This is a genomic window from Hydrogenophaga bisanensis, assembly GCF_042665135.1.
GTDB classification, from domain to species: domain Bacteria; phylum Pseudomonadota; class Gammaproteobacteria; order Burkholderiales; family Burkholderiaceae_C; genus Hydrogenophaga; species Hydrogenophaga bisanensis.
In genome coordinates, this window is record NZ_JBHTBX010000008.1 from 121,556 (window position 1) to 146,345 (window position 24,790).

A 24,790-nucleotide genomic window follows, 5' to 3' on the forward strand; every position below is an offset into this window, starting at 1 on the left:
GATTATCGGCCAGCCCCACCGATAATCAGGGCCATGGTCTCTAGGCTGATGTTTCTCATGCGCAGGCACGTGGGTGCCGCTCTGGCTCTGACCCTGCTGACGGGGCTACCGGCCTGCGCCCAGAGTCCGGAGCGCCCGGCGGCCCTGCCCGCGCCGGTGGCACAGGCCCTCCAGCGTGCCCAGATTCCGGACAACGCCCTGTCGGCCCTGGTGGTGCCTGTCGACCCACGCGCAGCTGATCGCATTCGTCATCGCGCGGAGACCGAGGTCAATCCTGCATCGGTGATGAAACTGGTGACCACCTACGCCGCCATCGATCTGCTGGGGCCGGATTTCACCTGGACCACCCGCTTCTACACCGATGGCCGGGTCCATCAGGGCGCACTGCGGGGCAACCTTTATGTGCGCGGCGACGGCGACCCCAAGCTGGTCATCGAACGGCTGCAGGAAGCGTTCGCCGCGCTGCAGGCGCGTGGCGTGCAGGTGATCGTGGGCGACATGGTGCTGGATCACAGCGCCTTCGAATTGCCTCCCCGGGACCCGGGTGAATTCGACGGTGAGGCGCTGCGCCCCTACAACGCCGCGCCCGATGCCCTGCTGGTGAACTTCAAGTCGGTGATCCTTCGCTTCACCCCGGACGACGGCCAGGCCAGGGTCAGCAGCGAACCGCCCCTGCAGGGGCTGACCATCGACACCACGGTGCCGCTGGCGCGAGGTGCCTGCGGCGACTGGCGGGGTGCGCTGCGCGCGCGCTTCGATCAGGCAGACCGTATCCGCTTCGAAGGTCGCTACCCGGCGGCCTGCGGCGAACGCACCTGGCCAGTCGCCTACCAGGACCCCGGAAGCTACGCGGCGAGGGCCTTCGAAGGCGTGTGGCGGGCCAGTGGTGGCATCCTCACCGGGCAGGTTCGCGCGGGCCTGACCCCGCCGGGCGTCCAACTGCTGCACGAGGCCCGGTCACTGCCACTGCTGGACATCATCACGGACGTCAACCAGTGGAGCAACAATGTCATGGCGCAACAGGTCTTCCTGACGCTGGGTCGCCTGCCCCCGCTGGCGATGGATGCGGTGACCCAGGGTCGTCCCGGACCGGCGGCCGCTCCGGCGCGCACCGGTCGCTTCGAGCGGTCACGTGAGGTAATGCGCCAGTGGTGGGTCCGCACCTTCGGCGTGAAGGTGGCCCCCCCGGTGGTGGACAACGGATCGGGCCTGTCGCGCACCGAACGCCTGACACCCGAGGCGCTGGCCAACCTGCTGCGGCACGCCGCCGCGCACCCCAAAGGCGAGCAGTTCGTTCAGTCCCTGTCGGTGGCGGGGATCACCGGGACCGCCGCCCGCATCGGACAGCGGCCCGACAGCGCGGCCAGGGGCAACGCTTGGCTCAAGACCGGCACCTTGCGCGACGTCACTGGCATTGCCGGCTACGTGAATGCCCTGGACGGGCAACGCTACATCGTCATCGGATTCGTGAATCACCCCAATGCGGGTGCGGCACGCCCTGCGCTGGACGCCCTGGTGGAGTGGACAGCAGCGCTCCGGCCCTGACCGGAAGGGTCACCCTACCCGTAACCCGACCGTAACCGGGGTGAACGGCGGCCCCTATCATCGGGCCATGGCCCTGCAAGACTTCATCGGCTACATCGCCGCCAGCCTGACCACCTTCAGCTTCCTGCCCCAGGCGCTGCACACCTTCCGCACGAGGGACGTGAGCGGCATCTCGCTGGGCATGTACAGCACTTTCACGCTGGGCATCGCCATGTGGCTGGCCTACGGCCTGATGATCCAGGCGTGGCCAGTGGTCGCCGCCAATGCGATCACCCTGCTGCTGGCCAGCGCCATCCTGATCATGAAGCTGCGCTACGGTCGGCGCTGAAGTCGCTGTTCAGGCCGCCGCGCGCTGCAGGCGGTCGCGCACGCCGTCCCAGTCGGCACCTTCGGGTGGGTTTTCCACCCAGATCAATTTGACGCCGGTGGCGTCCAGTTCGCGCAGCACGGCGAACAGTTCCTGGGCGCAGGTGGCCGCATCGGCCGGCATGCGCCGCTGCACCACCGTTCGGGCTGCACGCAGCGTGGTCCGCGCATATACCGCAATGTGTTTCGCATCCGCCCCCAGCACATCCAGCGCCGACTGCAACTGCTTGCCGTCCATCAGTCGCACCTTTGCCCTCGGCGCATAGTGCGACTCCAGCGTGCCCGAGGCCCGGGGTGCCGCTTCGTCACGCGCACGCAGCGGCTGGCCGCATACGGCTTCGATCTGCGCTGGCGTGATCATGCCCGGACGCATCAGCACCGGCATACCCCGCGAGCAGTCGACGATGGTCGATTCGATGCCCACCGGGCATGGCCCGCCATCGAGAATCAGCAACTGCTCGTCACCCAGATCCGCAAATTCTTCGGCCACATGCGCCGCTGTGGTCGGGCTGACGCGGCCGAAACGGTTGGCACTGGGCGCCGCAACTCCCGGTACGCCAAGCGCGCGGGCCGCCACGAGCAGCGCCTGCGACACCGGGTGCGCGGGACAGCGAACGCCCACCGAGTCCTGGCCGCCAGCAGCGACGGCCGCCACTTCCGGCCGACGCGGGAGGATGAGGGTCAGCGGGCCTGGCCAGAAGGCCTGCATGAGGGCCACGGCGAAGTCGGGCACCTCGCGGGCCAGAGGCGCCACGGCGGCCCGCCAGTCGCCGCCCTCGGCGGGCGGGATGTGCACGATCAGCGGGTGGTCGCTGGGCCGGCCCTTGGCCTCGAAGATGCTGCGCACCGCACTGGCGTTGCCGGCATCGGCCGCCAGGCCATAAACGGTTTCGGTCGGCATGCCCACCAGGCCGCCTTCCGCGAGGCACCGGGCGGCGGCCTCGATGGCGCCAAGATCACTGGCGTTCAGGGTCAGGGGCACGGCGTCAATCCAGTGCCGGAAGCCCGAGCAGCGCGAGGACCCTGGTCGCCGTCTCGCGCACCTGCGCCACCGAGTCGCCGGTGATGTTCAGGTGCCCCATCTTGCGGCCCTTGCGGGCGCTGAGCTTGCCGTACAGGTGCAGGTGCGTCCCCGGCAGCGCCAGCACCTGCGCCCAGGGGGGCGGGACCGGCTGCTCGGAGGCCTGGGCGCGCACGCCATTGGCGTTGAACCAGAGGTCGCCCAGCAGGTTGACCATGATGGCCGGGCTGTGCTGACGCGGGGTGGGCAGCGGCAGGCCCGCCAGAGCCCGCACCTGCGCCTCGAACTGGGACATGTCGCAGGCGTTCTGTGTGTAGTGGCCGCTGTTGTGCGGGCGCGGCGCCATCTCGTTGACGATCAGGTCGGAACCGCCCTGGCCGTTGTCGACCACGAAGTACTCGACGCAGAGCACGCCGACGTAGTTCAGGTGGTTCGCGATGGCCACGGTGGAAGCCTGCGCGCGCGCCGCCAGATCGGCCGGAACCGCACCCTCGTACACCTCGGTGATGGCCAGGATGCCGTCGTGGTGCGTGTTCTTCTGCACAGGAAAAGCCACCACCTGGCCGTCGGCGCCGCGCGCCACGATGACCGAGCACTCGCTTTGCAGCGGCATCAGCTTTTCCAGCACGCAGGGCACCTTGCCCAGCTGTTCCCACGCAGCGGCCAGCTCGGCCCGGTCCTTGACACGGATCTGGCCCTTGCCGTCGTAGCCCAGGCGCGCGGTCTTCAGGATGCCGGGCAGCAGATCGGCCGGCACCGCGGCCAGCAAGGCGTCGGTCTCGATCGCGGCATAGGGCGCGGGGTAGACGCCGCTGACAGGGCCGCACTGCACGAAGTGGGCCTTCTCCTGGATGCGATCCTGCGCCACGGCCACGCAACTGGCCGACGGGGCCACCGGACGGTGCGCCCCCAAGGTGATCAGCGCGGGGGCAGGCACGTTCTCGAACTCGGTGGTGATGGCGTCGCAGCGCTGCATCAGCTGGGCCAGGCCCTGTTCGTCGTCGTAGGCGGTCTCGATGTGCCAGTGCGCCACCAGGCCGGCCGGGCTGGCCGGATCGGGGTCGAGCACCGCGGTGAAGTAACCCATGGCCTGTGCGGCCTGCACGAACATGCGGCCGAGCTGGCCACCGCCCATTACGCCCAGGGTCATCTGCTGGCCACGGTCGGACAGGGCACCGGGCAGGAGGGGTTTGAGGCTCATGGGATTCAGACAGGCAGGGTCATGGCGCGCGCGGCTTCGGTCTGCGCGGCGCGGAAATCTTCCAGCTGCTTTCGCAGGGCCGGGTTCTCGTTGGCCAGCAGCGCCACGGCAAACAGCGCCGCGTTGGCGGCCCCGGCCGCGCCAATGGCAAAGGTGGCCACCGGCACGCCCTTGGGCATCTGCACGATGGAATGCAGCGAGTCCACACCCGACAGGGCCTTTGACTGCACCGGTACCCCCAGCACCGGCACCACCGTCTTGGCCGCGATCATGCCCGGCAGGTGGGCCGCGCCACCGGCACCGGCAATGATGGCCTTCAGGCCCCGGCCGACAGCGGCCTCGGCATAGGCGAACATGTCGTCGGGCATGCGGTGTGCCGAGACCACGCGCGCCTCGTGGGCGATGCCAAAGTCCTTGAGGATCTGCACGGCATGCTGCATGGTGTCCCAGTCGCTGCTGGAACCCATGACCACGCCAACCTGGATGGTGCTCATGAGGGAAGGGCTCTCGTGGACGCCGGACGGCACCGGCGGGTCGGAGAACGCGACGGCATGCGCCGCTCTCCGGTAAAGTGTCGATTTTACGATTGATGCCCCGACCCCGCTGTCGCCGGCACCCGCACACCCAGGTCAGCACCATGATCAACGTCACCATCGAAACCTTTGAAGCCGAAGTCCTGCAGGCGTCCATGCACACCCCCGTGCTGGTCGATTTCTGGGCCCCCTGGTGCGGCCCGTGCAAGGTGATCGGCCCCATTCTGGAGAAGGTCGAAGCCGAGTACGGCGGCCGTTTCAAGCTGGTCAAGATCGATTCCGACCAGGAGCAGCAGCTGGCCTCGATGTTCGGCATCCGCAGCATTCCCACCTGTGTCCTGCTCATGGGCGGCCAGCCGGTGGACGGCTTCATGGGGGCGTTGCCCGAGGGGCAGATCAAGGCTTTCCTGGACAAGCACCTGCCCAGCGAGGAAGAACTGGCGGCCCATGCGCAAGCCCAGGAAGCCCAGCAGATGCTGGCCCAGCCCGACAGCGCGGACGCCGGCGATGCGCTGGAGAAGCTGGCCCAGGCGGTGGCCCAGGCGCCGGACAACCACGACCTGCGCTTCGAACTGGTCAAGCAGTACATCAGCCACGGACGCTTCCCGGAAGCGGCCGGTGCCCTCGCCCCCGCCCTGGCCCAGATCCCGGTGCAGCTGCGCTTCGAGGCGCTGGCCCAGTGGCTCAACGCGCTGGAGTTTGTGGCCACCGACCCGCGCGGCCAGTGGCCGCTGGAGAAGTTTGACGAGCTCATCGGCCAGAACAAGCGCGATTTCGAGACCCGTTTTGCCAAGAGCCGGGTCCTGATCGCGATGGGTGAATGGCCCGACGCGCTGGATGAGCTGCTGGAGATCATCATGCGCGACAAGAAGTGGGACGACGAGGCCCCGCGCAAGACCTATGTGGGCCTGCTCGAACTGATGACCCCGCCCAGGCCCAAGGCCGACCCCGCCGCGGCCGGCAAGAGCGCCGGCGGCATCGAGCTGGCCGGCAAGGCCGCCGTGCAGGAAGACCCGCAGGCGCAGCTGGTTTCGCAGTACCGCCGCAAGCTGAGCATGGCGTTGAACTAGGCCCCCCCTGCGCCGCGCCTGCGGCGCGTCACCCCCTCAAGGGGGCATCACGTGCGGCCTGGCAAAGAAGCAGCGTGCTTACTTTGCGGTAGGCATCACGAACTCGGCGCCGTTACCGATGCTCTCGGGCCAGCGCTGCATGATGGACTTCTGCTTCGTGTAGAAACGCACGCCCTCTTCGCCGTAGGCGTGCATGTCGCCGAACAGGCTTTTCTTCCAGCCGCCGAATCCCTGCCAGGCCATGGGCACGGGAATCGGCACGTTGATGCCGACCATGCCCACCTGGATGCGGCGGGCGAACTCGCGCGCCACGTTGCCGTCGCGGGTGAAGCAGCTGGTGCCGTTGCCGAACTCGTGATCGTTGATCAGCTGCACGGCGGTGGCGAAATCCGGCACGCGCACACAGGACAGGACCGGGCCGAAGATCTCTTCTTTGTAGATCTTCATGTCGGGCGTCACGTGGTCGAACAGCGTGCCGCCCAGCCAGAAACCCTGGCCACAGCCATCACCGGCCACCTTGCCGTCAAAGCCGCGTCCGTCCACCAGCAGTTTCGCGCCCTCTTTCTCGCCCGCCTCGATGTAACCCGTGATGCGCTGGCGCGCCGCCTCGGTCACGATCGGCCCCATCTCGGCGGCCAGGTTCATGCCATCCAGCACCTTGAGCTGCCGCGTGCGCTCGATCAGCTTGGGCATGATGCGGTCGCCCACATCGCCCACCAGCACCGCCACCGAGATGGCCATGCAGCGCTCGCCAGCCGAACCATAGGCCGAACCGATCAGGGCGTCGACGGCCTGGTCCAGATCGGCGTCGGGCATCACCACCATGTGGTTCTTGGCGCCGCCCAGGGCCTGCACGCGCTTGCCGTGGTGGGCACCGGTTTCGTAGATGTAGTTCGCGATCGGGGTGGAGCCGACGAAGCTGATGGCCTTCACATCCGGGTGCACCAGCAGCGCGTCCACGGCTTCCTTGTCGCCCTGCACCACGTTGAACACACCATCGGGCAGGCCGGCCTGCTTGAGCAGGTCGGCGATCAGCAGGCTGGGCGTGGGGTCGATGGGGCTGGGCTTGAGCACGAAGGTGTTGCCCGCGGCGATGGCCAGCGGGAACATCCACATGGGCACCATGACCGGGAAGTTGAACGGCGTGATGCCGGCCACCACGCCCAGCGGCTGGCGGATCGTCCAGTTGTCCATGCCGGTGGAGACCTGGTCGGTGAAGTCCCCCTTGAGCAGTTGGGGGATACCGCAGGCAAATTCGATGATGTCGATGCCGCGGGCCACTTCGCCCTGCGCGTCGGTGAACACCTTGCCGTGCTCGACCGTGATGGCGCGGGCCAGGTCGTCCTTGTGCTGGTTGACCAGCTCCAGGAACTTGAACATGACGCGTGCGCGGCGGATGGGTGGCGTGTCGGCCCAGGCCGGGAACGCGGCCTGGGCGGCGGCCACGGCGGTATCCACATCCGCCGCGTTGGCCAGCAATACCCGGCCCGTGACCGCACCGGTGGCCGGGTTGGTGACGGACTGATGCCGGGAGGAGCCGCCGGCGCTGCGCGCGCCGCCGATGAAATGCGGAATGTCGGTGATCATGGAAAAGCCTTTGTCAGAAACCTGAGGGTGATGGTTTCAGTGTAGGAATGCACCTTGCTCGCCACAAGACCGATTCCGCGAACTGATTGTTCAATCTGGTGAACAATCGCGCCATGAAAGATCCGAACCACGCCGAACTCTGGGGCCATGTCCACTGGCTCACCGTCCTGGCCCAGCAGGGCAGCTACACGGCCGCTGCCACCCGGCTGGGGGTCAGCAAAGCCGCCATGAGCCAGCGCATCGCCGATCTGGAGCGGATGGCGGGTATTGCCCTGGTCCAGCGCACCACCCGAAGCGTGCGCCTGACCGAGGCCGGTCAACGGCTGGTGGACCAGACACGCGCGTCCTTTGAACAGATCGAGCAGAGCTTCGCGCAGGTGCGGGACCTGGCGGGCAGCCCGCAAGGCTTGCTGCGGATCACCGCCCCCGTGGCCCTGGCCCGCCAACAGCTGGTGCCCCATCTGGCCGGGTTCCTGCGCCGTCATCCGGAGGTTCGCCTTGAGCTGGACATGTCCGACCGCCTGGTGAACCTGGCCACCGAAGGTTTCGACCTTGCGGTGCGTCACACCTCCACCCCACCCGACACCCATGTGGCGTCGACCTTGTGCAGCACCCGGTCGGTGCTGGTCGCCAGCAAGGCCTACCTGCGCCGCACCGGCACACCGAAGGCGCCGGCGGACCTCGCGAATCACAACTGCCTGCATTACCCCAGGGGCCACGACATCCCGGCATGGACACTTGAACGGGCCACGAACGCAGCACTCCCCGAGCGCATCACCCTGCAGGTCCACGGCGCGCTGGCCGCGAACAACAGCGAAGCCCTGCGGGATGCCGCCCTCAGTGGCCTGGGCATTGCCCTGCTGCCGGATTTCAGCGCCCAGGCGGCCCTGGACAGCGGCCGCCTGGTCACGGTGTTGCCCGACTGGAAGCCGGTGGGCTCCTTTGCCGACCACATCTACGCCATTCGCCCTTACTCGGCCCACACCCCCCTGGCGGTCAGGGCCCTGGTCACTTACCTGAGGTCGGCCTTTGCCGGCGGTTTTTCACCGACAGAAGACGGGGAAAAGCCCACCCAGGCGACCTAGAATGCCAAAGGCCGATCCATCATGGCCGGCCACGACAGAGGAGGAAAACCATGCTGACTTTGCGAACCACCGCCCTGGCAGCGGCGCTGGCGGCCGCCGCCTTCATGACCGCCTGCGGCAGCGACGACGACACCTACGGCGCCATTGCCTTCAGTTACAACACCACCCGTGCCGCCATCGTCACCGGGGGATGGACCCAATCCGAAGCCAACGAAGAGGCGCGTGACCGCTGCAATGCCGGCGATTGCACGGTGGTGCTGCAGTTCCGTGAATGCGGTGCGCTCTCGGCTGGCACGCTGCCCAGCGGACGCCTGATCATCGGCGTCGCCGAAGGCCGGTCCACCCTGGAAGCGCAGACCGCAGCCAACAGCGCCTGCACCACCAACGGCGGCGTCTCCTGCCGGGACGTTCCGGGCCTGCCGCCCCAGTGCAACTGAAGCGGACGCTCAGCCCAGCAGGCGCGTCAGCGCTTCCTGGTACTTCGCGGCCGTTTTCTCGATGACCTCCCTGGGCAGACGCGGCGCCGGGGGCGCCTTGTCCCAGGGCTGGCCATTGACCTTGGCGGTTTCCAGCCAGTCGCGCAGAAACTGCTTGTCGAAGCTCGGCGGATTGCTGCCCACGGCGTACTGGTCGGCCGGCCAGTAGCGCGAGGAATCGGGGGTCAGGACCTCGTCCATCAGCACCACGGCGCCGTTCTTGTCCAGGCCGAACTCGAACTTGGTGTCCGCGATGATGATGCCCTTCTTCAGCGCAATCTCGGCCGCGGCCTTGTACAGGGCAATCGCCTTGTCGCGGATCTGCGCCGCGATGTCGGCCCCCACCATCTCGACCGTGCGCTCGTAGGTGATGTTCTCGTCGTGCTCGCCCACCGCGGCCTTGGCGGCCGGTGTATAGATGGGCTCGGGCAGCTTGGACGCATTCTGCAGGCCCTCGGGCAGCGGCACGCCGCAGACCGACCGGCTCTCCTGGTACTCCTTCCAGCCGCTGCCAGCCAGGTAGCCACGCACCACCGCCTCGACCGGGATGGGCTTGAGGCGCTGCACCAGCATGGAGCGGCCCTCAATCTGGCCCACCTCCTCCGCCGACACCACGCTCTCGGGCGCCTCGCCGGTCAGGTGGATGGGGCAGATGTTCAGCCCCCGCGGGCCGAGTTGTTCGAACCACCACAGGGACAGCTGCGTCAGCAGGCGCCCTTTGCCCGGAATGGGCTCGCCCATGATGACGTCGAAGGCGCTGATGCGGTCCGATGCCACCATCAGGATGCGGTCATCGCCCACGGCGTAGTTGTCGCGCACCTTGCCGCGCGCCAGCAACGGCAGGGACTTCAGGGCGGAGGTGTGCAGGGCATCAGTCATGGGATGTGGGCGGCAAAGGGCTATGCGCAAGAAAAAAGCCCGCCGACCGAACAGTCAGCGGGCTCCGAACCATTCCGCGTGATTATCGCAGGCTCACTTGACCTGCTGGGCAAGTTCGCCGGCCGCGTACTTCTGCGCCATGACCGACAGGGGAACACCCTTGATCTTGGCACCCTGGCCCTCGCAGCCGAACTCCAGATAACGCTGCTTGCAGACCTGCTTGGCGGCTTCCCGGGCCGGCTTCATCCACTCGCGCATGTCGAACTTGTCCGGGTTCTCGGTCATGAACTTGCGCACGGCGCCGGTCATGGCCATGCGGATGTCGGTGTCGATGTTGATCTTGCGCACGCCGTACTTGATGGCTTCCTGGATCTCGGCCACCGGCACGCCGTAGGTCTGCTTCATCTTGCCGCCATACTGGTTGATGATGTCCAGCAGGTCCTGCGGCACGCTGGAGCTGCCGTGCATCACCAGGTGGGTGTTGGGGATGCGGGCGTGGATTTCCTTGACACGGCTGATGGCCAGGATGTCGCCGGTGGGCTTGCGACTGAACTTGTAGGCGCCGTGGCTGGTGCCGATCGCAATCGCCAGGGCGTCCAGCTGGGTGGCCTTGACGAAGACAGCGGCCTCTTCCGGGTCGGTCAGCATCTGGCTGTGGTCCAGCTTGCCCTCGGCACCGATGCCGTCTTCCTCGCCGGCCTCGCCGGTTTCCAGGTTGCCCAGGCAGCCCAGTTCGCCCTCGACCGTGGCGCCGACCTTGTGAGCCATCTCCACCACCTGGCGGGTCACGTTGACGTTGTAGTCGAAACTGGCCGGGGTCTTGCCGTCTTCCATCAGCGAACCGTCCATCATGACCGAGCCGAAGCCCAGGTCCAGCGCGCCCTGGCAGACCTTCGGACTGGTGCCATGATCCTGATGCATGACCAGGGGAATGTGGGGGTAGGCTTCGGTGGCGGCCTGGATCAGGTGCTTGATGAAGCTTTCGCCGGCGTACTTGCGGGCACCGGCAGAGGCCTGCAGGATCACGGGCGCGCCGACTTCGTCGGCCGCGGCCATCACGGCCTGCACCTGCTCAAGGTTGTTGACGTTGAACGCCGGAATGCCGTAGCCATTGGCGGCAGCGTGGTCGAGCAGTTCGCGCATGGAAACGAGAGCCATGGTTTTTCCTCTGGGGCAAAGTTGGTAACCGGTATGTAACCGCCAATTTTAACGTCCAGACCCAACTGATCCGGACCGCCCCGGGGGAATCCACCCGACCCCATGCGAAACGGCCCCGGAAGGGCCGTTTTCGGGAGACGAGAAGCCGGCGATCAGTCGATTTGCAGACGCTGCCCTGCCAGGGAAGCCTTCTTGGGCAGGGTCAGGGTGAGCACGCCGTTCTCATACCGGGCCTTGGCCTTGTCGCTGTCGATGTCCGACGCCAGCTGGAAACTGCGGGCCACCGAACCGTAGTACCGCTCGGTGCGCAACACCTTTTCGTCCTGGGTCTGGCTGTCCTGTTGCTTGACCTCGGCGCGCAGGGTCACCACCGGGCCGTCGATCACCACGTGGATGTCCTCCTTGGTGACGCCGGGAATCTCGGCCTGCACCGTGTAGGCGTCGGCCGCCTCTTTCACATCGATCCGGATCTGCGCGGGAGACGGCAGCGGATCACCATGCAGGGGTTTGACAAAAAAGCCGGGGGCGACGTCCTTGAAGAAATCGTCGAACAAACCGGAGCGGGCAATCAGACTGTTCATGGAAGACTCTCCTGTGCTTCAGGTGGGACATACGGGCCAGAGCTCTCCTGCACCCATGCAAATTACATGGCGATCCGCCCCCGGATTTCAAGCCCCGGCGCTTGACGCAGGTCAATCGCCCTCATGCCGGGCTGAAAGATTCTTCAATCCGTCCGCCGCCCCCTTGTCCTACACTGGTCGCGATGAATACCGCCACCGCCCCCGCCGAAGTCACCCGCACCGAACGCGCTGCCCGCCAGGCCGAGGTGGTGGGCGCCCTGCAGACCGTGCTGCCCGCCCATGCGCTGCTCTGGCAGGCCGAAGACACCGTCCCCTACGAATGTGACGGGCTGACCGCCTACCGTGAACGCCCGCTGGTGGTGGCGCTGCCGGAAACCGAAACCCAGGTGGCGGCGGTGCTCAAGGCCTGTCATGCCCTGGGCGTCCCGGTGGTGGCGCGTGGCGCGGGCACCGGCCTGTCCGGCGGTGCCATGCCCCACCCACTGGGCGTGACCCTGTCGCTGGCGAAGTTCAACCGCATCCTGTCCATCGATCCGCGCTCGCGGACCGCCGTCGTGCAGGCTGGCGTGCGCAATCTGGCCATCAGCGAGGCGGCGGCACCCTATGGCCTGTACTACGCACCCGACCCGAGCAGCCAGATCGCCTGCACCATCGGTGGCAACGTGGCCGAAAACTCCGGCGGCGTGCATTGCCTGAAGTACGGGCTGACGGTGCACAACGTGCTGCAGGTGCGCGGTTTCAGCATCGAAGGCGAACCGGTGACGTTTGGCGGCACAGCCTTGGACACGCCGGGGCTGGACCTGCTGTCCCTGATCATCGGCAGCGAGGGCATGCTGGCAGTGACCATGGAAGTCACCGTCAAGCTGGTGCCCAAGCCCCAGCTGGCGCGCTGCATCATGGCCAGCTTCGACGACATCCAGAAGGCCGGCGACGCGGTGGCCGCGGTGATCGCGGCCGGCATCATCCCGGCCGGACTGGAAATGATGGACAAGCCCATGACCGCAGCGGTCGAGGACTTCGTCAAGGCCGGCTATGACCTCAATGCAGAGGCCATCCTGCTGTGCGAAAGCGATGGCACGCCCGAAGAGGTGGAAGAAGAGATCGGCCGCATGAGCGCCGTGCTGCGCGGCTGCGGCGCCACGGCGATTGCCGTCAGCCGGGACGAGGCGGAGCGCCTGCGTTTCTGGAGCGGCCGAAAGAACGCCTTCCCGGCCTCGGGTCGTATCAGCCCTGACTACATGTGTATGGACTCGACCATCCCGCGCAAGCGGCTGGCAGATATCCTGTTTGCCATTGCCGAGATGGAGAAGAAGTACGGCCTGCGCTGCGCCAACGTGTTCCACGCCGGCGACGGCAACCTGCACCCGCTGATCCTGTTCGATGCCAACGATCCGGACCAGTTGCGCCGCTGCGAACTGTTCGGCGCCGACATCCTGGAGACCAGCGTGGCCATGGGCGGCACCGTCACGGGCGAGCACGGCGTGGGCGTCGAGAAACTCAGCAGCATGTGCGTGCAGTTCAGCGCCGAGGAAAACGCGCTGATGTTCGGGGTCAAGCGGGCGTTCGATACCGGCGAGCTGCTCAACCCCGGCAAGGTCATCCCGACGCTGCAGCGCTGCGCCGAGTACGGCAAGATGCTGGTGCGCGGCGGCCAGCTCTCGCATCCGGATCTGCCCCGCTTCTGACCGCCTTTTCCCCTCAGCTCGGCCGGGTGCCTGCGGTACAGTACGAGCAATGAGTGCTCGTGAGCCGCAGTCCCCTGCTCGCCAGGAACACCCGGAACCCACCCGGGAGGTTTCTGCACGTGAGCTTGAGTTGCAGGCACGCATTGCCCAGCTGGAGCAAGAGGTTGCCCGACTGACCGCGCGTCCGACCCCGCCCCACGGCGAACAGGCAGGCCCGCTCAAGGCGGTCAGCCGATACCGTCGGCGCCAGCCGCCCGGCGGATCGGACGACGCGCTGGTCGAGTACCAGGCCTTGTCGGAAGCGCTGTCGCAGGTGTTTCCGATCGGCGTCTTCCGCCTGCAGGCCGACGGCACCCTGTCTCACGTCGACCAGTCCCTGTCGACCATGTTCGGCCTGGCCCCCGACGAATTTGTCGGCTACGGCTGGTTCCGCCGGATTCATCCGGATGATCTGCCCGAGGTGAAAGAGTATTGGGACCGGGCGATTTCAGAGGGCGAAACTCTAAGCCTGGAGTTCAGGATCCGGTTGCCCGACGGCGAGCAGAAATACCTGCTGGCCCGCAACTTTCCCCGCCGAGACGCCGATGGCCAGGTCATCGGTACCCTGGGATTTGTGCAGGATCTCACCTGGCAGCGCGAGCTCAAGACCGAAGCCGACACCAAGGGCAACCTCAGCCAGCAGATCATCGACAGCAGCCCGGACTGCCACAAGGTGCTGGATCTTCAAGGCCGGCTCATGGACATCACGCCCCAGGGCCGACGTCTGGTCGAACTCGATGACATCGAGTCCGTCCGTGGGACAGAGTGGGCCACCTGGTGGCCCGCTGAATCCCAGGCCGTTGTCCGCAATGCCATCGAACGAGCCCGCCAAGGTGAACGCGTGCGGTTCACCCTCAGCGGTCCCACCTTCAAAGGCAACCCGCGCTGGTGGGACAACTTCCTGACCCCCATCACCGATTCGCTGGGCAAGCCGTCCATGCTGCTGCTGGTGTCGCGCGACATCACCGAGCAGCGCCGGCAGCAGGACGAGATCCGCGAACTCAACGCCGAGCTGGAGCGCCGGGTTCAGGAGCGCACCGAGGCCCTGGCCGACACCAATGCCCGGCTGCTTCGCACCCTTGGCGAGGTCAACGCCCTGTACAACCAGGCACCATGCGGGTACCACTCTGTCCGTGCCGATGGTCTCATCGACCGCATGAACCAGACCGAGCTGGACTGGCTCGGCTACCAGCGCGACGAGGTGATCGGCCGCCTCAAGCTGAGCGACATCGTGGAGCCGGGCGATCTTGCGGAGCAAAAGCTGCGGCTGGCCGATCTGGTCGCCGGCAAGCCCGTACCGCCTGTGGCCTTGCGGCTGGTGGGCAAGCACGGTCATCGGCGCGAAGTGCTCATTTCCACGATTGGCGTCTTCGATTCCGACGGTCGATTCGTCTGCACCAACAGCACCGTTCTGGACGTCAGCCAGCAGCGGTCGGCAGAACGCCAGCGCGACGAGCAGACACAGCTGCTGCAACGCATCAGTGATGTGATTCCCGTCCAGATCGCGCTGTTCGATGAGCAGCTGATCTGCCGTTTTGCCAACGCCAGCTATGCACGGTGGCTGCGGAGTACGCCCGAGAAAGTCGTCGGTCTTCACCTGAGCCAGATTGCCCGGCCCCAGGACTACGAGAGCAGTCTGGGACGCCTGGAGGCCGCCCTGGCGGGCGAGGCCCAGCAGTTTGAGGGCCGCCGACAGTTCCCGGACGGACATGCCTTCTACGCATCGATCACCTACACGCCGTATTTAGAAGACGGGATGTTGAGGGGACTGATCATCCAGATCGTGGACATCACAGCCCGCAAGGCGTCGGAAGACGCGGTGTCCAGCGCAAACCAGCAGCTGCAGTCCGCCCTGGACCGCGCACAGTCGCTCTACAACAACGCGCCTTGCGGGTACCACTCACTGGATGCCAACGGCACCTATGTGACGATCAACGACACGGAACTCCGGTGGCTGGGCTACCAGCGGGACGAAGTGGTGGGGCGCATGGGATTTCGCGACTTCATCAGCGACATCGACCGGGAGAAGCTTGCGACACGCCTGCACCAGCTGATCGACAACACCGATCTGCCTCCGGCCGAATACGAGATGCGTCGCAAGGATGGCACCATCTTTCATGCGCTGCTGTCGTCATCGGCCGTGCGGGATGAGTCTGGCCGCTTCCTCGAGAGCAACTCCACGGTGGTCGACATCACCCAGCGCAAGGCGGCTGAAGCGGCGCTGCGCGAGCAGCAGCACCTGCTCCAGACGGTGGCCGACCACATGCCAGGCCTGGTCGCGTATCTGGATGTGATGCAGCGATTCCGGTTTGCCAACATCGAGTATCAACAGATCTACGGACTCGATCCCGGCGCGCTCATCGGCATGCATGCCGGCGAGGTCCTGCCGGCGGGCGTCTGGGAGGAAGTTCAACCCCGTCTCGTGACCGCCCTGCAGGGTCAGCCCCAGCAGTTCGAAAGCTGGCGCAAAACCATCGACGGCCGACCCATCTTCATGCAGTCCCGGTACATCCCGGACCTGCAGAACGGCACGATCCAGGGCGTTTTCGTACAAGCGATCGACATCACCGATCGCAAGCAGATCGAGGAGCGCGCCCGCCACCTCAACGATGAACTCGAGCGGAAGGTCCAGGAGCGGTCCGCCGAACTGCTGGAAAGCGAACAGCGCTTTCGCCTGATGGTCGACAACCTGCGCGACTACTGCATCTATTTCATGGACCCCGCCGGCCGGATCACCGACTGGACCGACAGCGCACAGCGCATGGAAGGCTATTCCCCCAGCGAGGTGCTGGGTCAGCATTTTTCAATGCTGTTCGACTTGCCCGGTTCGCAGGACGCCCGGGAGCAGGGGGATCAGCTGTTGCGCCGGGCCGCTTCGCGCGGGCAGGTGGACCGCAACAGCTGGCACCGGCGCAAGGACGCCTCGATCTACTGGTGCGCCTCGGTCCTGATTGCCTTGCGGGATGAGACCGGTGAACTGCTGGGTTATGCCGGAGTGAACCGGGACATGACCGATGCCAAGCGCCTCGAAGACCTGATGCGCAACATCAACGAAGAGCTGGAGAACCGGGTCGTGGAACGCACCGCCCAGCTGGTGGCCGCCAACAAGGATCTGGAGTCGTTCTCCTATTCGGTCTCGCACGACCTGCGCTCACCCCTGCGTCACATTTCCAGCTTCGTGAGCCTGCTGGAAGAGCACCTGGGCGAGCGGCTGGACGAGACCGGACACAAGTATCTGGGCACCATCGCCAACTCCACCCGCCACATGAGCCAGCTCATTGACGGGCTGCTGCATTTCTCCCGAACCGGCCGTGCGGCGATCTCGCCCAGCCCAGTGGATTTCGGCCTGTTGGTGGAGGCGGTGGTCCATCAGATCGACCACGGATCGAGCCAGCGGATCGTCGATTGGGTGATCCCGTCCGACCTGCCCGTGGTCCAGTGCGACGCGGTCCTGATGCGCGAGGTCTGGACCAATCTGTTGGGAAATGCCTACAAATACACCCGCCCGCGGGAGCGCAGCCGCATCGAAGTCGGCTGGAGTGTGGATCCTGCCGTGGGATACACCTTCTTCGTCCGTGACAACGGTGTCGGTTTTGACACACAATACGCACAGAAACTGTTCGGGGTATTCCAGCGTCTTCACCGTGCGTCCGAGTTCGAAGGCACCGGCATCGGTCTGGCGCTGACGCGCCGCATCATCGAGCGACACGGCGGCAGCATTTGGGCAGACAGTCAGGTGGGGACAGGAAGCACATTCCATTTTTCGTTGCCTTTTGACGGCCTGATGGCCTCCGATACCGGCCGGGACACCATCCCCTCGACTCTCGACTAAGACATGAACAAAAGCGCCGATCCCATCCTGCTGGTGGAAGACAACCCCGACGATGCCGAGCTGACGCGTCTGGCGCTGGCCAGGCATGGCCTGGATCAGCGGGTCGTGCACGTGTCTGACGGTATCCAGGCGCTCGACTATCTGCACCGTCGCGGCGGCTTCAGTGACCGCAGCGGAGGCAATCCCCAGCTCGTGCTGCTGGACCTGAAGATGCCCCTGCTCGACGGCATTGGCGTGCTCAAGGAAATCAAGGGCTCCGATGTCCTGCACAACATCCCGGTGGTGATCCTGACCTCGTCCACCGAGCCGAGCGACCTGCAACGCGCCTACGACGCCGGCACCAACGCCTACATCGCCAAGCCCACCGAGTTCGCCCAGTTCCTCAACGCGATGAAGCACGTGTGCGAGTTCTGGGTCAACATCAACCAGACCGCCCCACAGTCGGCCTCTGCCGGTGTCCGGGCCACCAACTTCGGCGAACTGCACTGAGCGGCGTCTGCCCGCCTTCGGCGCGGGCGGGTCTTACCAGGTATCGATGAATCGGCCTGGCGCCGGGTCCCGCACCCTGGCACCCGCGAGACCGCGCGCCAGCCACGCGCGCGTGTGGGCTGGATCGATCACGGCATCGATCTCCAGGCCGCTGGCCATGGACAACGCCGATCCCTTTTCGTACTCCCTGGCCAGCAGTTCCTGGAAGAGCGCCTCGCGCTCGGGGCCTTCGGGCCGCGATTCCAGTTCCTTGCGGTAGCCCAGGCGAACAGCCCCCTCCAGACCCATGGCGCCGAATTCGGCCGTGGGCCAGGCCACGGTGAACACCGGGGCGTGAAAGCCGCCGGCCGTCATGCCCATGGCGCCCAGGCCGTAGCCCTTGCGAAGCACCACCGAGAACACCGGCACCCGCAGCTTGGCGGCCGTCACGAACAGCCGGCTCACATGCCGGACCTGTGCCTGCGCTTCGGTCTCGGGGCCGACCATGAAACCCGGCGTGTCCACCAGGGTGATAACCGGCAGACCATGCGCATCACACAACTGCAGAAAGCGCGCTGCCTTGTCCGCGGCGTCCGCGTCGATGGCGCCGCCCAGGTGCTGGGGATTGCTTGCCAACAGGCCCACCGGTCGGCCTTCCATCCTGGCCAGCGCAGTGTGGATGCCCACCCCGAAGCCGGTGCGCAGGTGCAGGACGCTGCCCAGGTCCGCCAACCCCTCGATCACGCGGCGACTGTCATAGACCCGCAGCCGGTTCTCCGGCACCACCTCGCGCAGACCGTCGGCGGAAGGTGCCTGCCACCCGGGCAGGCTGCCCTGGAAGTAGGCCAGATACTGCCTGGCCACTGCAATGGCCTGAGCCTCGTCATCCACCAGCACGTCGATCACGCCGTTGGCGTGTTGCACATCGGCCGGGCCAATCTCCTCCGGCCGATAGACCCCCAGCCCCCCGCCCTCGACCATGGCAGGCCCACCCATGCCCAGGTTGCTGCTCCGGGTAGCAATGATCGCGTCGCAGCAACCGGCCAGCGCGGCGTTGCCTGCGAAGCAGCGCCCGGCCACGACACCCACCACCGGCACCACCCCGGACAGGCGGGCAAACGCCGCAAAGGTGCCCACATGCAGGCCGGCCACCACCGGCATGTCCGTGTCGCCCGGCCGACCGCCCCCGCCCTCGGCCAGCAACACGACCGGCAGGCGCTGGTCATGCGCAATCCCGAGCAAGCGGTCGGTCTTGGCGTGGTTTCGCATGCCCTGGGTGCCCGCCAGCACCGTGGCGTCGTAGGCCATCACCACGGTGCGTGACCGTTGGGGCCCGAACACCGGTCCGTTGACCGACCCGATGCCCGTGACCATGCCATCGGCCGGGGTGTTCGCCATCAGGTCCTCTTCGGTGCGGCGACTGCGCTGCGCGGCCACCGCCAAGGCCCCGTACTCGATGAAGCTGTCCTCATCGCACAGATCGGCAATGTTCTCCCGGGCCGTGCGCATGCCCATGGCGTGGCGCCGGGCCACCGCCTGGGGGCGGGCCTCGTCGGCCAGATAGCGCTCCCGATCCCGCAGCCGCCTGAGATCGGCCCGTTCGCCTGCCGGTGCGGCGACCACGCCGACCGCCGGCGTCGGCGATGAAGCCGCATTGCCTTCCGCCACGCACAGCAACAGATCCCCCTCATGGACGACATCCCCGGCCACACAATCCAGGCGGATCACCACACCGTCCGACGGCGCCCGCAACTCGTGCTCCATCTTCATCGCTTCAACGATGAGCAGCACGTCGCCTGCCCGGACGGCATCGCCGGCGGACACGGCACATTCAACCACCTGGGCCTGCATGGGGGAGCGAATTTCGATCATGCGCCCGATTGTTGTGTGGAGGCCGGGCAATTCCGGTCAAGCGTGGGACAGCAGGTCAGCCACTATCCTGTGCCCCCGTCCGGACGCACAATGGCATCCTGATCAACCCCATGGGAGTTTTCGATGCGTCTGTCTTCTCGCCTGCTGAGCCTCGGGCTGATGGCCCTGCTGTCGTCTGTCGCGCATGCCCAATCCACCAAGCCCGGCCTCTGGGAGATCAACCAGAAGGTCGGCGGCAACCCGGAGATGGACAAGGCCATGGCCGAGATGCAGCAGCAACTGGCCAGCATGCCGCCGGCGCAGCGCAAGCAGATGGAACAGATGATGGCGGCGCAGGGGGTCAAGCTGGGCCAGGGAGGCGGGATGAGCGTGCAGGTCTGCGTCACCCCGGAGATGGCCGCGCAGCAGGAGGTCCCGGTCCAGAAGGAGGGCGACTGCACGACCAAGGTTCAGAGCCGCAGCGGCAACACCATGAAAGTGGCGTTCAGCTGCAAGAACCCGCCCTCTTCCGGCGAAGGCACCTATGTCTTTCGTGGAGACACCGGCTACGACATGAAGATGCTGGTCAAGACCACCGAGGGGGGCAAGCCGGTCACGACCACCATGGAGGGCACCGGACGCTGGCTCGGCGCCGATTGCGGCAAGGTCAAACCGATCACGCTGCCCCCCGGCAAGAAGTGATGCGTGACCGGCGCGCCGGTCACGCCGCCGGTTTCCGGGGCCGGTGACCGAACACGCCCCGCCCCACACGCACCAGGGTCGAACCGGCCGCCACCGCCGCCTCCAGGTCGTCGCTCATGCCCATCGACAGGGTATCCAGCGGCATGCCGCGGGCGCGCAGCTGGTCAAAGAGCTCGCGCGCCCGCAAAAACACCGCCATCTGCTCGGCCGGGTCATCGCTGGGCTCGGGAATACACATGAGCCCCCGCAATTGCAGGCGGGGCAGTTGCCGAACGGCGTCGGCCAACGCCGGCAACTCGTGCGGTGCCACCCCCGATTTGTTCGCCCCGCCATCGATATTGACTTGCAGGCAGACCTGAAGGTCCGGCAGCCCGTCGGGCCGCTGCTCGGACAGGCGCTGGGCAATCTTGAGCCGGTCCACCGACTGAACCCAATCGAAGTGAGCAGCCACCAACCTGGTCTTGTTGCTCTGCAAGGGTCCGATGCAGTGCCAGCTCACCGCATGCCCCGGTCGCAGCGCGCGCAGCGCCTGGATCTTCTCCACACCCTCCTGGACGTAGTTCTCGCCAAAGGCCATCTGCCCGGCCTTCATCGCCTCGATCACGGCGTCGACGTCAAAAGTCTTGGACACCGCCAGCAGCGTCACACCGGATGCCTCCCGTCCGCTGGCAGCACACGCCTGTGTGATCCGTGCACGCACTTGCTGGAGATTGGCACCAATCGTGGTCATAATCAAAACGTTTCACCAACAGAGGATGGGATTTCGGGATGGACATCACCCAGCTGCTGGCGTTCAGCGTCAAGAACAAGGCCTCCGATCTGCACCTGTCGGCCGGGTTGCCGCCGATGATACGGGTGCACGGCGACGTTCGCCGCATCAACGTGGAGGCCTTGGACCACAAGACGGTGCATGCGATGGTCTACGACATCATGAACGATGCGCAGCGCAAGCACTACGAAGAGTTCCTGGAGGTGGATTTCTCCTTCGAGATCGAGGGTTTGTCGCGTTTTCGCGTCAACGCCTTCAACCAGAACCGCGGTGCCGGCGCCGTGTTCCGGACCATTCCCAGCAAGATCCTCACGCTGGAGCAGCTCAACGCGCCCAAGATCTTCGGCGACCTGGCCCTGCGCCCACGCGGCCTGGTGCTGGTGACCGGGCCGACCGGCTCGGGCAAGTCAACCACCCTGGCGGGCATGGTCAACCACCTCAACGAATCGGAATACGGTCACATCCTGACCATCGAGGACCCGGTGGAATTCGTGCACGAATCGAAGAAGTGTCTGGTCAACCAGCGCGAGGTCGGCCCGCACACCCTCAGCTTCGCCAACGCCCTGCGCTCGGCCCTGCGGGAAGACCCGGACGCCATCCTGGTGGGCGAAATGCGTGACCTGGAAACCATCCGTCTGGCCATGACCGCGGCCGAGACCGGCCACCTGGTGTTCGGCACCCTGCACACCTCCAGCGCGGCCAAGACCATCGACCGGATCATCGACGTGTTTCCGGCCGAGGAAAAGGACATGGTGCGCGCCATGCTGTCGGAATCGCTGGTGGCCGTGATCTCGCAGACCCTGTGCAAGCTCAAGGACGGCAGCGGCCGCGTGGCGGCACATGAGATCATGATCGGCACCAGCGCCATCCGCAACCTGATCCGCGAGGCCAAGGTGGCGCAGATGTACTCGGCCATCCAGACCGGCAACAACGTGGGCATGCAGACCCTGGACCAGAACCTGGCGGATCTGGTGCGCCGCAACGTGATCAGTGCGGCTGAAGCCCGGAGCAAAGCCAAGATCCCAGAAAACTTCCCAGGGTAAGTCATCATGGAACGCGATCAGGCATCGAAATTCATCAACGACCTGCTCAAGCTGATGCTCAGCCGCAATGGCAGCGACCTGTTCCTGACGGCCGACTTCCCGCCGGCCATCAAGGTGGACGGCAAGGTGGTCAAGGTGTCGCCCCAGCCGCTCAACGGCACGCACACCCTGGCCCTGGCGCGTGCCATCATGAATGACAAGCAGGCGGCCGAGTTCGAGCGGACCAAGGAGTGCAACTTCGCCATCTCGCCGCCCGCGATCGGACGCTTCCGGGTCAGTGCCTTCGTGCAGCAGGGCAAGATCGGCATGGTGCTGCGGACCATCCCTGCGGTGCTGCCCACCATCGACACCCTGGGCCTGCCGCAGGTGCTCAAGGATGTGGCCCTGACCAAACGCGGCCTGTGCATCCTGGTGGGTGCGACCGGCTCGGGCAAGTCCACCTCGCTGGCGGCGATGGTCGACTGGCGCAACGAAAACACCCACGGCCACATCATCACCATCGAGGATCCGGTCGAGTTCGTGCACCCGCACAAGAACTGCGTGATCACCCAGCGCGAGGTCGGCATCGACACCGACAGCTGGGAGGCGGCGCTGAAGAACACTTTGCGGCAGGCGCCCGATGTGATCCTGATGGGCGAAATCCGGGACCGTGAAACCATGGAGCATGCGATCCAGTTTGCGGAAACCGGGCACCTGTGTCTGGCCACGCTGCACGCCAACAGCGCCAACCAGGCCCTGGACCGGATCATCAACTTCTTCCCCGAGGACCGCCGGGCCCAGCTGCTGATGGACCTGTCGCTGAACCTGCGTGGCCTGGTCTCCCAGCGTCTGGTGCCCCGCCAGGACAACAAGGGGCGATTTGCCGCGGTGGAGGTGATGCTCAACTCCCCCCTGATCTCCGACCTGATCTTCAAAGGCGAGGTGGCCGAGATCAAGGAGATCATGAAGAAGAGCACCAACATCGGCATGCAGACCTTCGATCAGGCCCTGTTCAACGCGTTCGAGGCGAACATCATCAGCTACGAGGATGCCCTGCGCAACGCCGACTCGGTCAACGACCTGCGCTTGCAGATCAAGCTCAACAGCCAGCGAGCCAAGACTCAGGATCTGGCCCACGGCACCGAGCACCTGACGATCGTCTGAACGGCCGCATCCATCTGGGCAGGGAGCCGGCGTCAGCCGGCGAATCCCTGTGACCAAGGACCCTGCGCATGCCGGCTTGGCATGGGCGCAGGGAACGCTTGTTGGTCAGTTCAACGACACAGCGCCCACCAGTGGCCGCTTCTCGAGGGTCCACTGGTGCAGCGAACCGTCGAACTGCTTTGCGCTCTGGTTGCCCAGCACTTCCGACAGGATGAACCACGGCAGGCTCGACTGGGCGCCGCTGTTGCAGTAGACCACGCTCGGCGCGGCCGGGTCGATGCCCTGGGCCTGAAGCACGCCGCGGTAGGTGTTGGCGCTCAGCAGCTTGATGGCCGAACCGTCCTTCTTGTAGGTGGTGTCCGGCGACAGGGGCTTGGCGGTGTCGATGTGACCGTAGGCATACACGTAGTCACGCTTCATCAGCCCATGGAACTGGGGCAGCTCGCGACCATCGATCAGCTGGGCGCTCTTCTTCTCGACGATGGCGGCCACGTCGGTCGAATCGGCGAACAGCTGGGCCGTGCGGTCGGCGGCCGACTTCCAGTTGCCTACCTTGGCCACCAGCGCGTCCTTCACGTAAGGGCGGCCTTCCTGCAGCCAGGCGGCCATGCCACCGTCGAGCATGGCGACCTTGTCTTCGCCGTAGAGCTTGAACTGCCAGTACAGGCGCATGCCGTCATTCACGTCCGACAGGCTCAAACCCACCGGCACGATCACGATGGGCTTGTCACCGTCGATGCCGGCATCCTGCACCATCTTCTCGAACACGGCACGCTCGGGCACCATGTACTTGACCTTGTTGCCATTGATCTCGCGCTCGACGCGGATGGTCTTGAACTCCATCAGGCGCGAACCGGCGATGTGGCCACCGACCTCATCGACCACCTTCTTGCCCTTGACTTCATCGAACTCCGGGTCGGTGGTGAAGGACTTGGCGCTGCCGCGCAGGTCAAGCACCTGCACCTTGTCCAGGTTGGCCGCCAGCCAGGCGGTGTTTACCACGGGCCCGGGCAGTGCCTGGGCCAGGGCGGACGCAGCGGCCAGGCCCCAGGCCAGGGTAGTCGCAGCCACTTGTTTCCACAGTCTCATGGGTATCTCCTCAGGTTGATGATCGATCCGCCACCCGCAGCGGGTCAGTGGACCAGTTGGGCAATCTTGGGCGCCAGCAGCGCCGGACAATCACTGATCACGTCCAGCGAACGGTCTTCAAAGATCGCTTCACGTTCGGCGAGGGAGCGGCCTTGGAGCCGTGGCGCCAGGCGTGCATCGCGCGCATGCAGCAATTGCACGAGTTCGTCACGGTACAGCGTCACCATGGCGCTGAGCCAGCGGGCTACCGGCGCAAGGCGGCCACCGGTCTGCACCTGCCAGCGCCGCAGCCGGGGCAGCAGCTGCGCAGCCGACCGCCAGTGTTCGCCGGTGACCCAGCGGTTGGTGGTGAACCAGCGCAGCGGCTGACCGTTCACGTCCAGCGACAGCGCCGCCAGGTGCATGAACTCGCCCGGCTGCTCGCCGTGCACAAACAGATGGAAGTGCCCGTGCTCGGGCTCATCCAGGCGGTGGGCGTGGTAATAAAAGCGCGTGCCCGCGTCCGCGTCGACCACATCGCGCGCGGGGTAGTGGCGAAGCACCTCGAACGCGCGGGCACCTGCCAGAGCCGCGTACGCCAGGCTGCTGCCGGCCTGGGCATAGCGCAGCGGCACCGCCAGCGCGGTCTGCGCGCTGGCATGCAGATCACTCATGCCCAGCGGCGCCA

At 66.1% G+C, this 24,790-nt stretch carries 22 protein-coding genes; 11 read left to right on the top strand and 11 right to left on the bottom strand.

All coding sequences use genetic code 11. From position 1 onward, the window contains the following. The first annotated feature begins 57 nt into the window (after positions 1 to 57). Positions 58 to 1,545: a D-alanyl-D-alanine carboxypeptidase/D-alanyl-D-alanine endopeptidase gene (gene dacB / locus ACFQNJ_RS13220; RefSeq protein WP_382258204.1), complete on the top strand. Its 1,488-nt coding sequence runs from the start codon at positions 58 to 60 to the stop codon at positions 1,543 to 1,545. 67 nt (positions 1,546 to 1,612) lie between these two features. Next, entirely contained in the window at positions 1,613 to 1,873 is a 261-nt protein-coding gene (locus ACFQNJ_RS13225; protein ID WP_374639696.1) for a SemiSWEET transporter, read from the top strand. Positions 1,874 to 1,882: 9 nt separating this feature from the next. Here ACFQNJ_RS13225 and ACFQNJ_RS13230 read toward each other — a convergent pair whose 3' ends face one another. Genes ACFQNJ_RS13230 through purE form a run of 3 tightly spaced genes read right to left on the bottom strand, consistent with a single transcriptional unit; the run spans position 1,883 to position 4,627 of the window. Beyond that, positions 1,883 to 2,887 (bottom strand): L-threonylcarbamoyladenylate synthase, encoded by a 1,005-nt coding sequence (locus ACFQNJ_RS13230; RefSeq protein ID WP_382258389.1) that lies wholly within the window; start codon positions 2,885 to 2,887, stop codon positions 1,883 to 1,885. A gap of 10 nt (positions 2,888 to 2,897) precedes the next feature. Then, positions 2,898 to 4,133 carry a 5-(carboxyamino)imidazole ribonucleotide synthase gene (locus ACFQNJ_RS13235; RefSeq protein ID WP_382258208.1) on the bottom strand — a complete coding sequence of 412 codons (1,236 nt, stop codon included), beginning with the start codon at positions 4,131 to 4,133 and terminating at the stop codon, positions 2,898 to 2,900. 5 nt (positions 4,134 to 4,138) lie between these two features. Further along, positions 4,139 to 4,627 carry a 5-(carboxyamino)imidazole ribonucleotide mutase gene (purE, locus tag ACFQNJ_RS13240; protein ID WP_374639694.1) on the bottom strand — a complete coding sequence of 163 codons (489 nt, stop codon included), beginning with the start codon at positions 4,625 to 4,627 and terminating at the stop codon, positions 4,139 to 4,141. Between the two features lie 143 nt (positions 4,628 to 4,770). Between purE and trxA the strand changes: the two genes are divergently transcribed. Further along, positions 4,771 to 5,736, top strand: a complete 966-nt coding sequence (trxA, locus tag ACFQNJ_RS13245; RefSeq protein ID WP_382258211.1) for a thioredoxin — start codon at positions 4,771 to 4,773, stop codon at positions 5,734 to 5,736. Between the two features lie 78 nt (positions 5,737 to 5,814). Here trxA and ACFQNJ_RS13250 read toward each other — a convergent pair whose 3' ends face one another. Continuing rightward, positions 5,815 to 7,323, bottom strand: a complete 1,509-nt coding sequence (locus ACFQNJ_RS13250) for a CoA-acylating methylmalonate-semialdehyde dehydrogenase (protein ID WP_382258214.1) — start codon at positions 7,321 to 7,323, stop codon at positions 5,815 to 5,817. 113 nt (positions 7,324 to 7,436) lie between these two features. Between ACFQNJ_RS13250 and ACFQNJ_RS13255 the strand changes: the two genes are divergently transcribed. Next, positions 7,437 to 8,408: a LysR family transcriptional regulator gene (locus ACFQNJ_RS13255; protein WP_382258217.1), complete on the top strand. Its 972-nt coding sequence runs from the start codon at positions 7,437 to 7,439 to the stop codon at positions 8,406 to 8,408. Between the two features lie 50 nt (positions 8,409 to 8,458). Then, positions 8,459 to 8,845, top strand: a complete 387-nt coding sequence (locus tag ACFQNJ_RS13260) for a DUF4189 domain-containing protein (protein WP_382258220.1) — start codon at positions 8,459 to 8,461, stop codon at positions 8,843 to 8,845. 9 nt (positions 8,846 to 8,854) lie between these two features. On the opposite strand, the gene ACFQNJ_RS13265 is transcribed toward ACFQNJ_RS13260, so the two are convergent. The 3 genes from ACFQNJ_RS13265 to ACFQNJ_RS13275 form a co-directional block, all read right to left on the bottom strand. Beyond that, on the bottom strand, positions 8,855 to 9,763 hold the full coding sequence (locus ACFQNJ_RS13265; RefSeq protein ID WP_374639689.1) for a phosphoribosylaminoimidazolesuccinocarboxamide synthase: 909 nt from the start codon (positions 9,761 to 9,763) through the stop codon (positions 8,855 to 8,857). Between the two features lie 93 nt (positions 9,764 to 9,856). After that, positions 9,857 to 10,921 (bottom strand): class II fructose-bisphosphate aldolase, encoded by a 1,065-nt coding sequence (fba, locus tag ACFQNJ_RS13270; protein ID WP_374639688.1) that lies wholly within the window; start codon positions 10,919 to 10,921, stop codon positions 9,857 to 9,859. A gap of 152 nt (positions 10,922 to 11,073) precedes the next feature. Continuing rightward, positions 11,074 to 11,502, bottom strand: coding sequence for an Hsp20/alpha crystallin family protein (locus ACFQNJ_RS13275; RefSeq protein ID WP_374639687.1), 429 nt, complete (start codon positions 11,500 to 11,502; stop codon positions 11,074 to 11,076). A gap of 182 nt (positions 11,503 to 11,684) precedes the next feature. Here ACFQNJ_RS13275 and ACFQNJ_RS13280 point away from each other — a divergent pair, with 182 nt between their 5' ends. Genes ACFQNJ_RS13280 through ACFQNJ_RS13290 form a run of 3 tightly spaced genes read left to right on the top strand, consistent with a single transcriptional unit; the run spans position 11,685 to position 17,547 of the window. Further along, complete coding sequence (locus tag ACFQNJ_RS13280) at positions 11,685 to 13,187, top strand: FAD-linked oxidase C-terminal domain-containing protein (protein ID WP_382258225.1); 1,503 nt, start codon at positions 11,685 to 11,687, stop codon at positions 13,185 to 13,187. Positions 13,188 to 13,236: 49 nt separating this feature from the next. Beyond that, positions 13,237 to 17,058 carry a PAS domain-containing sensor histidine kinase gene (locus ACFQNJ_RS13285; RefSeq protein ID WP_382258228.1) on the top strand — a complete coding sequence of 1,274 codons (3,822 nt, stop codon included), beginning with the start codon at positions 13,237 to 13,239 and terminating at the stop codon, positions 17,056 to 17,058. Between the two features lie 3 nt (positions 17,059 to 17,061). Then, on the top strand, positions 17,062 to 17,547 hold the full coding sequence (locus ACFQNJ_RS13290) for a response regulator (protein WP_374639684.1): 486 nt from the start codon (positions 17,062 to 17,064) through the stop codon (positions 17,545 to 17,547). Between the two features lie 33 nt (positions 17,548 to 17,580). Here the strand turns inward: ACFQNJ_RS13290 and ACFQNJ_RS13295 are convergent, their stop codons facing one another. Continuing rightward, positions 17,581 to 19,389, bottom strand: a complete 1,809-nt coding sequence (locus ACFQNJ_RS13295) for a carboxyl transferase domain-containing protein (protein ID WP_382258392.1) — start codon at positions 19,387 to 19,389, stop codon at positions 17,581 to 17,583. Between the two features lie 132 nt (positions 19,390 to 19,521). Between ACFQNJ_RS13295 and ACFQNJ_RS13300 the strand changes: the two genes are divergently transcribed. Continuing rightward, complete coding sequence (locus ACFQNJ_RS13300) at positions 19,522 to 20,079, top strand: DUF3617 domain-containing protein (RefSeq protein WP_374639683.1); 558 nt, start codon at positions 19,522 to 19,524, stop codon at positions 20,077 to 20,079. Between the two features lie 19 nt (positions 20,080 to 20,098). On the opposite strand, the gene ACFQNJ_RS13305 is transcribed toward ACFQNJ_RS13300, so the two are convergent. After that, positions 20,099 to 20,809 (bottom strand): YggS family pyridoxal phosphate-dependent enzyme, encoded by a 711-nt coding sequence (locus ACFQNJ_RS13305; RefSeq protein WP_382258232.1) that lies wholly within the window; start codon positions 20,807 to 20,809, stop codon positions 20,099 to 20,101. Positions 20,810 to 20,847: 38 nt separating this feature from the next. On the opposite strand from ACFQNJ_RS13305, the gene ACFQNJ_RS13310 reads away from it, so the two are divergent. Together ACFQNJ_RS13310 and ACFQNJ_RS13315 are read left to right on the top strand one after the other, a co-directional pair. Next, positions 20,848 to 21,891, top strand: coding sequence for a type IV pilus twitching motility protein PilT (locus tag ACFQNJ_RS13310; protein WP_374639681.1), 1,044 nt, complete (start codon positions 20,848 to 20,850; stop codon positions 21,889 to 21,891). Positions 21,892 to 21,897: 6 nt separating this feature from the next. Then, positions 21,898 to 23,034, top strand: coding sequence for a PilT/PilU family type 4a pilus ATPase (locus ACFQNJ_RS13315; RefSeq protein ID WP_374639680.1), 1,137 nt, complete (start codon positions 21,898 to 21,900; stop codon positions 23,032 to 23,034). 105 nt (positions 23,035 to 23,139) lie between these two features. Here the strand turns inward: ACFQNJ_RS13315 and ACFQNJ_RS13320 are convergent, their stop codons facing one another. Continuing rightward, on the bottom strand, positions 23,140 to 24,123 hold the full coding sequence (locus tag ACFQNJ_RS13320; RefSeq protein ID WP_382258237.1) for a sulfurtransferase: 984 nt from the start codon (positions 24,121 to 24,123) through the stop codon (positions 23,140 to 23,142). Between the two features lie 44 nt (positions 24,124 to 24,167). Further along, positions 24,168 to 24,776: a DUF6969 family protein gene (locus tag ACFQNJ_RS13325; RefSeq protein WP_382258240.1), complete on the bottom strand. Its 609-nt coding sequence runs from the start codon at positions 24,774 to 24,776 to the stop codon at positions 24,168 to 24,170. Positions 24,777 to 24,790 lie beyond the last annotated feature (14 nt).